The sequence below is a fragment of the Hydrogenophaga sp. 70-12 genome (assembly GCF_001897365.1).
GTDB classification, from domain to species: domain Bacteria; phylum Pseudomonadota; class Gammaproteobacteria; order Burkholderiales; family Burkholderiaceae_C; genus Hydrogenophaga; species Hydrogenophaga borbori.
Window position 1 is genome coordinate 46,309 of the sequence record NZ_MKSS01000344.1, and the last position, 13,221, is coordinate 59,529.

16 protein-coding genes are annotated in these 13,221 nt (G+C 71.7%); 9 read left to right on the top strand and 7 right to left on the bottom strand.

Annotation, left to right across the window (positions count from 1 at the left end; translation table 11 throughout):
• Positions 1-3: 3 nt before the first annotated feature.
• Complete coding sequence (locus tag BGO22_RS17905; RefSeq protein ID WP_070398603.1) at positions 4-1,029, top strand: MlaD family protein; 1,026 nt, start codon at positions 4-6, stop codon at positions 1,027-1,029.
• A complete protein-coding gene (locus BGO22_RS17910; protein ID WP_070398602.1) occupies positions 1,026-1,679 on the top strand; it encodes a hypothetical protein in 654 nt (217 codons plus the stop codon). Before BGO22_RS17905 ends, BGO22_RS17910 begins: the two co-directional genes overlap by 4 nt.
• 60 nt (positions 1,680-1,739) lie before the next feature.
• Here BGO22_RS17910 and BGO22_RS17915 read toward each other — a convergent pair whose 3' ends face one another.
• Complete coding sequence (locus tag BGO22_RS17915) at positions 1,740-2,729, bottom strand: tripartite tricarboxylate transporter substrate binding protein (protein ID WP_070398601.1); 990 nt, start codon at positions 2,727-2,729, stop codon at positions 1,740-1,742.
• Between the two features lie 38 nt (positions 2,730-2,767).
• A complete protein-coding gene (locus BGO22_RS17920) occupies positions 2,768-3,640 on the bottom strand; it encodes a fumarylacetoacetate hydrolase family protein (RefSeq protein WP_070398600.1) in 873 nt (290 codons plus the stop codon).
• Between the two features lie 151 nt (positions 3,641-3,791).
• On the opposite strand from BGO22_RS17920, the gene BGO22_RS17925 reads away from it, so the two are divergent.
• On the top strand, positions 3,792-4,463 hold the full coding sequence (locus BGO22_RS17925) for a FadR/GntR family transcriptional regulator (RefSeq protein WP_070398599.1): 672 nt from the start codon (positions 3,792-3,794) through the stop codon (positions 4,461-4,463).
• A 59-nt stretch (positions 4,464-4,522) separates the two neighbouring features.
• On the top strand, positions 4,523-5,761 hold the full coding sequence (locus BGO22_RS17930) for an NAD(P)/FAD-dependent oxidoreductase (RefSeq protein WP_286852035.1): 1,239 nt from the start codon (positions 4,523-4,525) through the stop codon (positions 5,759-5,761).
• A 7-nt stretch (positions 5,762-5,768) separates the two neighbouring features.
• Here the strand turns inward: BGO22_RS17930 and BGO22_RS17935 are convergent, their stop codons facing one another.
• The 4 genes from BGO22_RS17935 to BGO22_RS17950 all read right to left on the bottom strand — a co-directional run bounded on the left by BGO22_RS17935 (position 5,769) and on the right by BGO22_RS17950 (position 8,875).
• Positions 5,769-6,929 carry a hypothetical protein gene (locus BGO22_RS17935; RefSeq protein ID WP_286852037.1) on the bottom strand — a complete coding sequence of 387 codons (1,161 nt, stop codon included), beginning with the start codon at positions 6,927-6,929 and terminating at the stop codon, positions 5,769-5,771.
• Positions 6,930-6,943: 14 nt separating this feature from the next.
• Positions 6,944-7,561 carry a hypothetical protein gene (locus BGO22_RS17940; RefSeq protein WP_070398596.1) on the bottom strand — a complete coding sequence of 206 codons (618 nt, stop codon included), beginning with the start codon at positions 7,559-7,561 and terminating at the stop codon, positions 6,944-6,946.
• 134 nt (positions 7,562-7,695) lie between these two features.
• Complete coding sequence (locus tag BGO22_RS17945; RefSeq protein WP_070398595.1) at positions 7,696-8,379, bottom strand: GNAT family N-acetyltransferase; 684 nt, start codon at positions 8,377-8,379, stop codon at positions 7,696-7,698.
• Positions 8,366-8,875: a MarR family winged helix-turn-helix transcriptional regulator gene (locus BGO22_RS17950; RefSeq protein ID WP_070398594.1), complete on the bottom strand. Its 510-nt coding sequence runs from the start codon at positions 8,873-8,875 to the stop codon at positions 8,366-8,368. The genes BGO22_RS17945 and BGO22_RS17950 overlap by 14 nt, the downstream gene beginning before the upstream one ends.
• Positions 8,876-9,022: 147 nt before the next feature.
• Between BGO22_RS17950 and BGO22_RS17955 the strand changes: the two genes are divergently transcribed.
• The 5 genes from BGO22_RS17955 to BGO22_RS17975 all read left to right on the top strand — a co-directional run bounded on the left by BGO22_RS17955 (position 9,023) and on the right by BGO22_RS17975 (position 12,671).
• Complete coding sequence (locus tag BGO22_RS17955; protein ID WP_070398593.1) at positions 9,023-9,661, top strand: LysE family translocator; 639 nt, start codon at positions 9,023-9,025, stop codon at positions 9,659-9,661.
• Positions 9,662-9,683: 22 nt separating this feature from the next.
• Positions 9,684-10,046 carry a hypothetical protein gene (locus BGO22_RS17960; protein WP_070398592.1) on the top strand — a complete coding sequence of 121 codons (363 nt, stop codon included), beginning with the start codon at positions 9,684-9,686 and terminating at the stop codon, positions 10,044-10,046.
• Positions 10,047-10,164: 118 nt separating this feature from the next.
• The gene (locus BGO22_RS17965) at positions 10,165-10,836 is read left to right on the top strand and encodes a DsbA family protein (RefSeq protein WP_070398591.1); all 672 of its coding nucleotides are present in this window, start codon (positions 10,165-10,167) and stop codon (positions 10,834-10,836) included.
• 43 nt (positions 10,837-10,879) lie between these two features.
• Positions 10,880-11,464: an NnrU family protein gene (locus BGO22_RS17970; RefSeq protein WP_070398590.1), complete on the top strand. Its 585-nt coding sequence runs from the start codon at positions 10,880-10,882 to the stop codon at positions 11,462-11,464.
• A gap of 88 nt (positions 11,465-11,552) precedes the next feature.
• Positions 11,553-12,671 (top strand): PQQ-dependent sugar dehydrogenase, encoded by a 1,119-nt coding sequence (locus BGO22_RS17975; RefSeq protein ID WP_070398589.1) that lies wholly within the window; start codon positions 11,553-11,555, stop codon positions 12,669-12,671.
• 87 nt (positions 12,672-12,758) lie between these two features.
• Here the strand turns inward: BGO22_RS17975 and BGO22_RS17980 are convergent, their stop codons facing one another.
• Positions 12,759-12,992 carry an IclR family transcriptional regulator C-terminal domain-containing protein gene (locus BGO22_RS17980; protein WP_070398588.1) on the bottom strand — a complete coding sequence of 78 codons (234 nt, stop codon included), beginning with the start codon at positions 12,990-12,992 and terminating at the stop codon, positions 12,759-12,761.
• Between the last annotated feature and the right edge of the window lie 229 nt (positions 12,993-13,221).

Consider the following 13,221-nt stretch of genomic DNA (forward strand, 5'->3'; position numbering starts at 1 on the left):
CGCATGAACGAACACGAGCGATCACCCGCGTCCGAGGAACCCCTGGTGCCCGAGCCGCCGCCCGTGCGCGGCCTGGAGTTCAAGGCCGCGCTGCTGATGGCGCTGACCCTGCTGCTGGTGGTGGGCTCGGCGCTGTACGTGATGTTCGCGCGCGGCGTGTTCGAGCCCACGCAGCGCGTGGTGCTGATCGCCGACGACGCCGAGGGCGTCACCGTGGGCATGGACATGACCTTCGCCGGCTTTCCCATCGGCCGCGTCACGCGCGTGGAACTGGCCGCCGACGGCAACGCGCGCATCCTGATCGACGTGCGCGAGCGCGACGCCAAGTGGCTGCGCACGTCCAGCATCTTCACCATGGAACGCAGCCTGGTGGGCGGCACGCGCATCCGCGCCTTCAGCGGCGTGCTCGACGACCCGGCGCTGCCCGACGGCGCCGAGCGCACCGTGTTGCGCGGCGACGCGGCGGCCGAGATCCCGCAGATCACGGCGGCGGCGCGCTCGCTGCTGGACAACCTCAACGCCATCACGCGCGAGGACGCGGCACTGCAAGGCACGCTGGCCAACCTGCGCGCCACCACCGAGAAGCTCAACGGTCCGCACGGCGCCATGGGCGTGCTGGTGGGCAACGAGGCGGACGCGAAACAACTCAGCCTGGCGATCGAACGCAGCAACGCGCTGATCGCGCGCGCCGACGCCCTGGCCGCCCGCCTGGACAGCCTGGTGGCCAACGCCGACCGGCAGGTCTTCGGCCAGGGCGCCAAGCCCGGCGAGGGCAGCGTGGTGGGCGATGTGCGCGCCACCGTGGTGCAGATGAACGGCCTGCTCGAGCAGGCGCGGGGCAGCCTGCAAAAACTCGACGCCGTGCTGGTGGAGGCCCAGGGCGTGGCCAGCAACGCGCGCGAGGCCACCACCGACCTGGGCCCGCTGCGCGCCGACGTGGAAAGCAGCCTGCGCAAGATCGACGGCCTGATCGACGACATCAACCGCAAGTGGCCCTTCGCGCGCGACACGGAGATCAAGCTGCCATGAGCCGGGCCGTCGTTTCCCTGCTGCTCGCGCTGGCGCTCGCGGCCTGTTCCAGCGGACCGCCCACCCCGGCCTGGCAGATGAGCGCGCGCAGCGGGCTCGACGCCGCCGCCCTGGCCTGGCTGGAAGGGCGCACCGCGACCGAGGCGGTGGAATTCACGCGCGCGCGCGCCGCCATCGCGCGCACCGGCCGCCTGGACCTGCTGGCGCGCGCCGAGCTGCACCGCTGCGCGCTGCGCACGGCGACGCTGGTGTTCGAGCCCTGCGCGGGCTTCGAGGCCCTGGCGGCCGACGCCTCGCCCGAGGACGCGGCCTACGCGCGCTACCTCGCCAACCGCCTGCGGCCGGGCGATGCCGAGCGCCTGCCGGCCGCGCACCGCGCCGCGCTCGCGGCGGCCGACCCGGCCAGCGCGCTGGCCGGCGTGCAGGACCCGGTGACGCAACTGGTGGCCGCCGGCGCCGCCCTGCAGCGTGCTCAGGCCAACCCGGCGCTGGTGCAGCTGGCGGTGGACACCGCCTCGGCCCAGGGCTGGGCCCGGCCGCTGCTGGCCTGGCTGCTGGTGCAGCAGCGCGCGGCCCAGGCCGCGGGCGACACGGCCAGCGCCGAGCGCCTGCAACGGCGCATCGACGCGGTGGCGCCGCGCGGGCGCTGAGCGCGGCGGATCGCCCGTTCGACCGGCCGCGCGGCGAACCGCTGCCCGGCCCTGTGCCCTTCAGTTCACCTTGCCGATGCGCTGCACCACGCTCTTCATGGCCGCGGCGTCGGCCTTGACGAAGGCGTCGAACTCGGCCGCGTCCTGGTACTGGAACTGCGTCCCGGCGGTGGTCATCACCTGGATGGTGCGCTCGTCGCGCGCCGCGGCGCGCGCGGCCTCGCGCAGCTTGTCGATCACCGGCTGTGGCGTGCCGGCCGGCGCGAACAGCCCGGCCCACTGCGAATAGCCGATGTTCACGCCCAACTCCTTGAAGCTGGGCACGTCCGGCAGCAGGGCCAGCCGGCCTTCGCCCCAGTGCGCCAGCGCGCGCATGCGCCCGCTCTTGATGTGGCCCACGATGCTGGCCGGCCCGCTGGCCAGCGCGTCCACCTGGCCGCCCAGCAGGCCCACGATGGCCGGGCCCGCGCCGGTGTAGGGCACGTGCAGCATGAAGCTGCCCGTGGCGGCCTTGAGCTGCTCCATCGGTACCTGCATGGTCCCGTAGTTGCCGGACGAGCCGAAGCTGACGCGTCCCGGGTTGGCCTTGGCGTAGGCGATGAACTCGGCGTAGGTCTTCCAGGGGCTGTCGGCGCGCACCACCAGCACGGTGGGGTCGGCCGTCATGCGCGCGATGGGGGCCAACTGGTTCACCTCGAACTGCGGCGGGCGGTTGAGGATGCGGTCGGCTTCGGGCAGCACCACCAGGGACGACAAGGCCATCAGCACGGTGTAGCCGTCGGCCGGGGCCTTGGCCACCTGCGCCATGCCGATGGCACCGCCCGCGCCGCCGCGGTTCACCACCACCACCGACTGGTTCAGGTGGCGCGCCATGGCCTCGGCCACCGGCCGGCCCACGGCGTCGGCCACGCCGCCGGGTGGGAAGGGCACCACCATGGTGATGGGCTTGCTCGGGAACGGGTCCTGCGCGAAGGCGGTGGCGGTGCCGCCCAGGCCGCCGAGGCCGAGGGCCGAGGCGCCCAGCAGGCGGTGGAAGTCGCGTCGTTGCATGCTGTCTGTCTCCTGTGGTTGTGGGGAAGGGCGCGGGCTCAGGCGAAGCGGTTTTCGATGAAGCCGATGCCGTCGATCTCGACCCGCACCACGTCGCCCGCCTTCAGGAACTGCGGCGGGCTCAGGCCCATGCCCACGCCGGCCGGCGTGCCGGTGGCGATCACGTCGCCCGGGTAGAGCGTGATGCCGCGCGAGACCGTCTCGATCAGCGTGGGGATGTCGAAGATCAGGTCTTCGGTGCGGCCGTCCTGGCGCTGCTCGCCGTTGACCCAGCAGCGCACGCGCGTGTGCTGGCCATCCAGCTCGTCGGCCGTGACGATCCAGGGGCCCATGGGGCAGAAGGTGTCGAAGCTCTTGCCCATGTCCCACTGCTGGTGGCGCATCTGCACGTCGCGCGCGGTCACGTCGTTGACGGCGGTGTAGCCCCAGACGTGCTTCATGGCATCGGACTTGGCGATGTTCTTGCCGCCGGTGCCGATGACCACCGCCAGTTCGGCCTCGTAGTCGATCTGCGACGAAATGGCCTCGCCGGGCAGGGTCACGGTGTCGGTGGGGCCGACCACGCACTCCGGCACCTTGGTGAAGACGATGGGCCACTGGGCCGGGTTGGCGTTGTTGTTCTTGAAGACCGAGCCCTGCAGTTCCTTGGCGTGCTCGTGGTAGTTGCGGCCCACGCACCAGAGGTTGCGCCGGGGCCGCGGGATAGGCGCCTCCAGCCGCACGGCCGACAGGGCGATGGGCTCGCCGCGGGTGGGCGGCAGGGCCAGTCCCTGGGCCTGGGCCTCGACCAGGGCGAGGGCGCCGCGCTGGGCCTCGGCGGGCGACAGGTCGAAGGGGGTCACGGACCGGGCGTCGGCCGAGACGAGGCCGACGCGGCGTTGGCCCTCATGGGCGAAGGTGGCGATGCGCACGAAATCTCCTGATGGTTCAGTTCAAAATACCAATAAATACCATTTGGTACCAGAGCGGCAATGGTAGGACGTCATAGAACGGATTGAGTGGGGGAATACCCTGGGGCCGGGTTGGGTCGATGAATTGGTCTGATTTGGTACAGTGCCGCGCATGAGCCTGTCCCACCAGTTGCACCAGAGCCTTCTCGATCAGGTCCAGAGCGGCCAGTGGCGCGCGGGCGATCGCCTGCCCACCGAGCGCGAGCTGTCCGAGCAGCACGGCGTGAGCCGCACCACGGTGCGCAAGGCGCTGCTGGCGCTCAAGCAGCAGGGCCTGATCGAGCAGACCGTGGGCAGCGGCACCTACGTCACCGAGCGGGCCGGCGAGCGCCTGGGGCACCGCGCCGCGCAGGACTCGTCGCGCACCACCAGCCCGGCCGAGCTGATGGAGGCGCGCCTGGCGATGGAGCCGGCCATCATCGACATGGCCATACGCAACGCCAACGCGGCCGACCTGCAGCGCATGGACCGCTGCTGCGACGAGGCCGAGCGCGCGACCACGCTGGAGGCCTTCGAGCACTGGGACGCCGAGCTGCACCAGGCCATCGCCGACGCCGCGCACAACAGCTTCGTGGCCAACGTCTTCGAGCTGATGAAGACCGTGCGCGCCCAGGGCGACTGGGGTCAGCTCAAGAAGAAGAGCGTGACGCCCGAGCGCCGCCTGGCCTACCAGGCCGAGCACCGCGAGATCGTGAACGCCCTGCGCGACCGCGACGCGGCGCGCGCGAAGGAGATGACGCGAGCGCACCTGCTGCGCGTGCGGCAGAACCTGCTGGGGCACTGAGCAGGGGCGAGGCCTCGGGGCGCGGGAATAATCCCGGCTTCTTCACGACGCCTTCGCTCATGGCAGATCCCGTCATCGTTCTCGGCGCCGGCATGGTCGGCGTGTGCACCGCGCTGCACCTGCGCCAACGCGGCCACGCCGTCACCCTGGTCGACCGGCGCGGGCCCGGCCGCGAAACCTCCTACGGCAACGCCGGCATCATCCAGCGCGAGGCGGTGGAGCCCTACGCCTTCCCGCGCGACTGGGCCATGCTCGCGCGCGTGGCCCTCAAGCGCGGCGCCGACGTCAACTACCACCTGGGCGCCTTGCCCGCGCTGGCGGGGCCGCTGGGCCGCTATTGGTGGAACTCGCGCCCCGCCAGCCACCAGCGCATCGCGCGGTCCTACGCGCGCCTGATCGAACACTGCCTGAGCGAGCATCAGGCGCTGATCGAGCGGGCTGGCGCGCAGGACCTGGTGCGCCGCGAAGGCTTTCGCGACGCGTTCCGCGAGGCCGGCTCGATGCGACAGGCCGTGGCCGACGCGCGCCGCGTGGCCGACGGGTACGGCGTGCGCTACGCCGTGCTCGACAGCGAGGCGCTCGCGCAGGCCGAGCCGGCGCTGCGCCGGCGCCTGGCCGGCGCCATCCACTGGCTGGACCCCTGGTCGGTGAACGACCCGGGCGAACTCGTGGCGCGCTACGCCGCGCTGCTGCGCCAGTCGGGCGGGCGCGTGCTGCGCGGCGACGCGGGCACGCTGCGCCAGGTGGGCGCGGGTTGGCGGGTGGGCACCGACGAGGGCGAGATCGACGCGGCGCACGCCGTGGTGGCACTGGGCCCCTGGTCCGACGGCCTGCTGCGCCCGCTGGGCTACCGCTACCCGCTGTTCGTCAAGCGCGGCTACCACCGCCACTACAGCGGCGGCGAGCCGCCGCGCCTGCCGATGCTCGACGCCGACGGCGGCCTGGTCATCGTGCCCATGCGCCAGGGCGTGCGCGTGACCACGGGGGCCGAGTTCGCGCGCCTGGACAGCCCGCCCACGCCGGTGCAGGTGCCGCGCGCGCACGCGCTGGCGAGCGAGTTGTTCGACCTGCCGCGGCCGGTGGAGGACCAGCCCTGGATGGGCTCGCGCCCCTGCACGGCCGACATGCTGCCCGTCATCGGCGCCGCGCCGTGCCACCGGGGGCTGTGGTTCAACTTCGGCCACGCGCACCAGGGCTTCACCCTGGGGCCGGTGAGCGGTCGGCTGCTGGCCGAGCTGCTGGGTGGCGAGACGCCGCTGGTGGAGCCGCGGCCGTACGCGCCGGCGCGCTTCGGCTGAGCCGGGTCTAGCGGCCTTGCGGCGTTGGGGGGCCGATGGCGAAGACCTGGTCCCTCAGCCAGGGCTTCAGCTTCAACCAGTTGGCGTCACGGTCATCGGTTGACGCGGCACACGCGATCAGGTGCGCGCCGTAGGCGACCGGGTGGGCGTCGGACAGTTCGGCGGTGGTGCCGTCGTTGTTGGGCGGTCTCGCGTCCGCCGCACCGTGCTCGCTCGGGATCTCGTCGCGGTAGTTGCGAAAGCCGGTGATGCGGCCCCGATCCTTCAGCCGTGCGGCCTGCGGATGCTCGCGGTTGGCGTGGCTGAGAGAGAACGAGTCCTGCACCGTGTGCAACAAGGCGCCCAGCGCGATCTGGCGGACGTGGTCGGGGTCGGGCGCGCCCTTGGTGCCCGCGAACAGGCGCCCGACGCTGGCCTTGCCGTAGCCGCTGAAGCCCAGGTTGTAGGCCTTCTGGCGACCGGGTTCCAGATAGGGCGGCACGGCGGTCAAGGCCGTGGTCGACGGGATGGTGCCGTTGGCCACCTTCATGGCGAACTCGGCCCAGGTCATCAGCTTGTGCTGGGTCACGCCTGGCGTCTCGGCATTGTTCTTGTTGGACCCGAAGCCCACCGATTTCATCGCGTGCAGGAACTGCTTGTGGTGGTAGTGGCTGCTGTAGTTCGCGTTGGCGTACCGGCGGTACCCCGGGTCCACCATCCAGGCCGCCCAGGCGGTGACGGTGTCGGGGCGGACCGACATATGGCAGGGGTCGTCGGGCCAGCGTGTGCCGGCGATCAGGGGTGCCAGGCGATCCGGGAAGTCCGTGTAGCGGACCCGGTCGACCACCCCGTTGCACCAGATCGATTTAGCGGTCGTGTCGCAGCAGACCCGGTTGCCGACGCGTGCCGCGTCAATCTTGCGCGCGAAGCGCTCGATGTCTTGCGCCGACACCTTGCACAGCAGTTCCCCGGGCCGCTGCCGGGCGAGCTTCAGCGAGGCCAGCGTCATGTCCTCGTGGATGGCATCGCCGAACTTGGAGCCCACGCCCTGGGTGCGTTCGTAAACGGTGTGTCCTTCGGCGTCCCGGCCGGCGATGGTGCGGTCCTCGACGGCGCGGTACTCCTCCTCATGACCCATCTTGAACGCCTGGGCGGAGCCGGCCGCCAGGCCCAGCAGCAACGCGACCACGCGGACCGTCCCGTTCATTGCCCGGCTCCCGGTTGGCCTTGCTTGGCCGCGTCCTTGGAGCCTTTGGCCTGACCCGTCTCGTCGCTCTTCAAGGCGGGCGCGGCCATGGCCGGCTGGATGGCGCCCTTGATGCCGGCGATCTCGGGGATCTCCTGGCTGATGAGCGCCACGGCCTTGTCCAGCAGCATGTCGTGCTTGCTGGCCAGCTCTTGTTGGCTGATGACGCCGTTGAGGTAGAGCGTGCACAGAAAGAAGGTCGAGGCCCGGTAGAGCTCCAGGCCTTGCGACCGGTGCGACAGCTGCAGGAGCGAGGTGGCGAGCTGTTGTTGCAGCTGGGCTTCCAGTCCGGTGATCTTGCCGGTTCCCTGCGCGTCCAGCGAGGTGCTGAGGGCGCTGGACACCGCCTCGCCCACGTCGGGCGGCGCTTCCGCGCAGAACCGCTTCTCGGGCATGCTGACCAGCACCACCCGGCGCTCGGCGGTGGTGGCCAGGACACCGATCTTCTTGACGCCCCAATCGGACACGCGGTCTTCGATGACCGGCTTGGCCTTGGGCGGTGTGAACACGGAACAGCCTGGCACCAGGCAAGCCACGCTGAGCAGGGAGACCGTTGCACCGTACGCCTTGAACATCGCGCCACTCCCCAGGGCACACCCATGGCCCGGTGCGCAACATAGCGCGGCGCTTGGGCGGCCGGCATCCCCCATCCGAGGGAGGTTCCACGCGCCGGCGCTTTGGCGCTTGACAGGCCCGGCGGGCCGCGGCCTCAGAGGGCCACGCGCTCCAGCACCGCCACGTTGACCTTCGTTCGCACCCGAAAACCCAGCGTCTCGTACAGCGCGATCGCCGGCGTGTTGGTCTCCCAGGCGTGCAGGAAGGGCTGCTCGCCGCGCGCCTGGATGCGCGCCGCCACCGCCGCCGACAGGCGCCGCGCCAGGCCCAGGCCGCGCGCCTCGGGGTGCGTGCACACGCCACTCACTTCGGCATGGCCCGGCACGCGGAAGCGCTCGCCGGCCATGGCCACCAGGCGGCCTTCGCGGCGCACGCCGATGAAGTCGCCCATCGCATGGGTGCGTGCGAGGAAGGGTCCGGGCTCGGTCAGGGTGGCCAGCATGAGCATCTCGGGCGCGTCGGGCTCGCCCAGCGCGGCGATGCCCTCGCCGATGTCCTCGCCGCGCAGATCGCGCGTGGCCCCCATCTGCACGCCCAGGGCGCGCTTGACCACCCGCAGCCCGGGCGGCGCCTCGATCGGCGGCACCTGCAGCAGGAGCACGCTCTCGCCCGGCGCCAGCAGGGCCGCCAGCGCGGCCAGGGACTCGGGGCCGTCGTCGGGCGTGGCCGCGAAGCGGTTGACGTCGGGCAGGTAGCGGCGCGCCCGCGCGCCGCCCATGGAGAGGGGCGCGTGCGCGCCGGTGAGGCTGGCCCAGACGGGGTGGTCAAGCGGGTGCATGCGGGTCTCCGGCGGTGCGCTGGTGGCGGTTCACGCGCGCCAGCAAGTCTTGCGCGTCCAGGGCCTCTTCCAGGGCCTGGAGCAGGGCGAGCAGGGCGGGGCCGTGTGGCGCGCAGGCCTCGGCCACGGCGGCCTCGATGGCCGGCCAGGTGTAGCGCCAGGCATGGGCCACATGGCGCTGGCCGGCCTCGGTCAATTCGATGGTGCGCAGCCGCAGGTCGCCGGCCGATTGGCGCGCGATCACCAGGCCGGCCTCCTGCAGCTTGCCCAGCTGTCGTGTCACGCCGGGCTGGCTCACGCCCAGCGCCAGCGCAATGTCGCCCACCGTGAGCGGCCCCAGGCGCTGCAGCGTGGCCAGCACCGGCAGGTGGGACGAGGGCAGGTCCACGCCCTCGGCTTCGATGACGGCCTGCGTCTGCGCCTGCAGCCGCTCGCCGACGCGCTTCAGGCGCGTGCCCAGGGTCAGCAGCCCAAGCGCTTTGACAACGTCTTCCATGGCATAAATATAACAAGATATATGCCTGTGAATTGATTTAATTAAGCGATCGGGAAAAATCGATTCGCACCTGGACCATTCCCGCCGCCAGCGCCGGAAACGGCGGACCCTCTACCATTCGAGCCCACCGCCCACCGGAGATACCCCTTGGTTCCCCTGAACGACTGGCTGCTGTTCGCGGCCGCCGCCCTGTTCGTGGCCATCACGCCCGGCCCCAACATGGTGTACCTGCTGTCGCGCTCGCTCTGTCAGGGCAAGCGGGCGGGCGTGATCTCGCTCCTGGGCGTGGTTGTGGGCTTTCTGGCGCACATGTTCGCGGCGGCCGTGGGCCTCACCGCGCTGTTCATGGCGGTGCCCCTGGCCTACGAACTGCTCAAGTGGGCCGGCGCGGCCTACCTGCTCTACCTGGCCTGGCAGTCGGTGAAGCCGGGCGCGCGCTCGCCCTTCGAGGCGCAGGACCTGCCGGCCGACCCACCGCGCAAGCTCTTCCTCATGGGCTTCTTCACCAACCTGCTCAACCCCAAGATCGCGGTCTTCTACCTGTCGATCTTTCCGCAGTTCGTCTCGCCCGCGCACGGCTCGGTGTTCGCACAGAGCGTGCAGCTCGGCCTGACGCAGATCGTGGTGAGCTTCTGCGTGAACCTGAGCATCGTGCTGTCGGCCGCGAGGCTGGCGCTGTGGTTCGCGCGCAGCCCGCGCTGGCTGGCGGCGCAGCGCTACGTGATGGGCACGGTGCTGGCCGCGCTGGCGGTGCGCCTGGCCATGGAACAGCGGCGCGCGGCCTGAGCGCTGCCGCAAGCGTTCGCCCGTGTCCGTGCGCCGCTGGCTGTTGATCCTGCTGCTGCTGTGCGCGCCGCTGGTGTCGTCGCTGGCGCATGGCGTGCACGGCGCGGGGGCGGCGGCCAAGGTGGTGGCCGCCGAGACCGGTGATGCCGCGGCCGCCGAGGCCGCGTCCGGACAGGCCGTCCAGACCGCGGCGTCCGCTGGCCTGGACGGCGACCCTTGCCACGCGCACGGCGTGGCGCTGCCACCACCCGGCGCGGTGTTGCCCGCCAGCCGCGGCGCCGCGCCGAGCGCCGCCCCCTGGCGTCCGAGCGACGGGCACCCGAGCCGCCCGGAGCGCCCCAACTGGCCCGCCGCGCGCCACGGGGCGCCGCGCCAGCCCGCCTGAGGCCCCGCGCCTGGCGGCGCGGCGCGCCATCCCCACACGCTCCCTTCCTTCGCCGCCCGCGCGGCGCCGGGCCCGCGCCGACCAGGCCACGGCCCATTCCCCTCCGATCCGATTCCCCATGAAAACCAAACCCCTCACCACCGCCGTCCTGCTGGGCGTGCTCCTGACCTTTTTCGCGCTCGGCCTGTGGGCCTGGCAGCAGCGCGCGCCGGCCGAAGCGCCGGCGCCCCAGCGGGCCGACCCGGCCCGCCTGCAGCGCATGCATTCGCCCGTGCTGGGCCCAGCCGGCGCGCCGGTGACCATCGTCGAGTTCTTCGACCCGTCCTGCGAGGCCTGCCGCGCCTTCCACCCCTTCGTCAAGGCCTTGCTGGCGCAGTACCCCAGCGAGGTGAAACTCGTGATCCGCTACGCCCCGTTCCATCCCGGCTCCGACAGCGTCGTCAAGCTGCTGGAAGCGGCGCGCCGCCAGGGGCTGTACCAGCCCGTGCTGGAAGCGGTGCTGGACGCGCAGCCCGCCTGGGCGGATCATGCGCAGCCCAATCCCTCGCTGGCCTTCGCCGCCGCCAAGCAGGCCGGGCTGGACATCGAGCGCGCCCTGCAGGACATGCAGCGCCCCGAGATGGAGGCCCTGCTGAAGCAGGAGGTGGAAGACCTCAATGCGCTCTACGTGGAGAAGACGCCCACCTTCTTCGTCAACGGCCGCGGCCTGACGCGCTTCGGTCCCGAGGCGCTGGCCGAACTGGTCGCCGAAGAGCTGGCGATCGCCCGCCGCGCGCGGCCGGGGCCGTGAGACCATCGCGGTCTTTGCGTTCCACCCACGACGGGAGTCGACCATGGACTGGCTTGTGCTCGGACTGGTGCTGTTTCTTGGCATCCATTCGGTGTCGATCGCCGCGCCGCGCTGGCGGCACGCGGTCGCGCACCGCATCGGCGAGGGGCCCTGGAAAGGGCTCTACACGCTGGTGGCCCTGGCCGGTTTCGGCCTCATCGTGGCCGGCTACAGCGCCGCACGGCAGAACCCGGTGCTGCTGTGGACCCCGCCCGTGGCCATGCGCCACGTGGCCGCTGTGCTGATGCTGCCGGTTTTCGTGCTGCTGCTGTCGGCCTACCTGCCCGGGCGCATCCAGCGCGCCGCGAAGCACCCCATGCTGGCGGCCACCAAGCTGTGGGCGCTGGCCCACCTGCTGGCCAATGGCGGCCTGGCGGACGTGGTGCTGTTCGGCGCCTTCCTGGCCTGGGCCGTGGCCGACCGGGTCTCGCTCAAGCGCCGCGCGTCCGCCGGCCTGCTGCGCGCCCCGCACACCTTCGGACCCGGCAAGGCCAACGACGCCATCGCGCTGGTGGGCGGCCTGCTGCTGTACGTGGTGTTCGCGTTCTGGGCGCACGGCTTCCTGATCGGCGTGCGGCCGTTCGGTTAGGGCGCGAACACGCCCTGCGGGAACCCGGGCGCCGGCGCTCGCCTCCATCGGGGCACGCCTTGAACACCTCGAACCGATGGGAGATTCCATGATCCGACGCCTTCGCCCCCTGTTCTTCGCCCTGGCCGGCGGCCTGGCCTTCGCCGGTGCCCTGGCCCAGCCGGCGGTGCGCCTGACGCCCGAGGTGGTGGCCGGCGGCCTGCAGAACCCCTGGGGCCTGGCCTTCATCGGCGACGGGCGACTGCTCGTGACCGAGCGCCCCGGGCGCCTGCGGGTGGTGGAGGCCGACGGCCGCCTCAGCCCGCCGCTCAAGGGCCTGCCCGAGGTCGATGCCGTGGGCCAGGGTGGCCTGCTCGACGTCATCACCGACCGCGACTTCGCCCGCAACCGCACCGTGCACTTCTGCTACAGCGAGCCCGGGCTGGTGGGCAATTCCACCGCCATGGCCTCGGCGCGGCTGTCGGACGACCGCACCGCGCTCGAGAACTTGCGCGTGGTCTTCAGCCAGAAGCCCAAGGTGGGCAGCCGGCTGCACTTCGGCTGCCGCATCGTGCAGGCGGACGACGGCAGCTTCTTCCTCACCCTGGGCGACCGCTACCTGCGCATGCACGACGCGCAGACCCTGGACAACCACCACGGCAAGGTGGTGCGCGTGCTGGCCAATGGCCAGCCGCACCCCGACAACCCGTTCACGAAGCAGGCGCGCGCGCTGCCCGAGATCTGGACCCTGGGCCACCGCAACATCCAGGGCGCGGCCCTGGGCCCGGACGGCGCGCTCTGGACCATCGAGCATGGCCCGCAGGGCGGCGACGAACTCAACCGCCCCGAGGCCGGCAAGAACTACGGCTGGCCCCTCATCACCTACGGCGAAAACTACGGCGGCGGGCGCATCGGCGCCGGCCTGACGAGCCGCGCGGGCCTGGAGCAGCCGGTGCAGTACTGGGTGCCTTCCATCGCGCCCTCGGGCCTGGTGTTTCTGCGCGGCGACCGCTACGGCGCGGCCTGGCAGGGCAACGCCTTCACCGGCTCGCTCAAGTTCCGCCACCTGGTGCGCCTGCAGATGGAGGGCGGGCGCGTGGTGCACCAGGAGCGCCTGCTGACCGAACTGAACCAGCGCATCCGCGACGTGCGCGAGGGGCCGGACGGCTGGCTCTATGTGCTGACGGACGACAGCGACGGGAAGGTGCTGCGGCTGACCGTGAAATGACAAGGGCGTGCCGAACGGCTGCGCGCCCGGGCGAAGCGGAACAGGCGCACCGGGGCGCCTGTCCCCTGAGGCGTGGACCTTGCGCGGCTAGCGCACGCCACCATCCAGGCTTTCGGCCAGGGCCGCCAAGCGAGGACCGATTTCCCGCTCCAGATCGCCGGAGCGGATCTGGTAGGACTGCACCACGCAGTTCATCACGAGGATTTCCGAGTGGGCGCCGCGGCGCAGCGGGACCGCTGCGGCATAGATGTCCGGACGCAGATCGCCGTACGAGTAGCAAAACCGCAGCTGACGGAACTCGGCCAGGCTGCGTTCCAGCATCGGCCGGTGTTGGGCCCAGAGCTCGGGCCTTTTGACGCGGGTTCGCTCACCGCGTCAGCGGCCAATGGTTCGAGTGTGTAGTTCATGTGGGTTCAGTCTTGTCGTGGGCTCGCCGCCAGCGCGCTGCAATGGCGTTGGGCCAGCGCATCGGCGGTCTTGACGAGCAGCCCCAGGTCGGAGCCGAGGGCGAAAAGGTTGGCGCCCGCGGCGCGGTAGAGGGGCACATCGG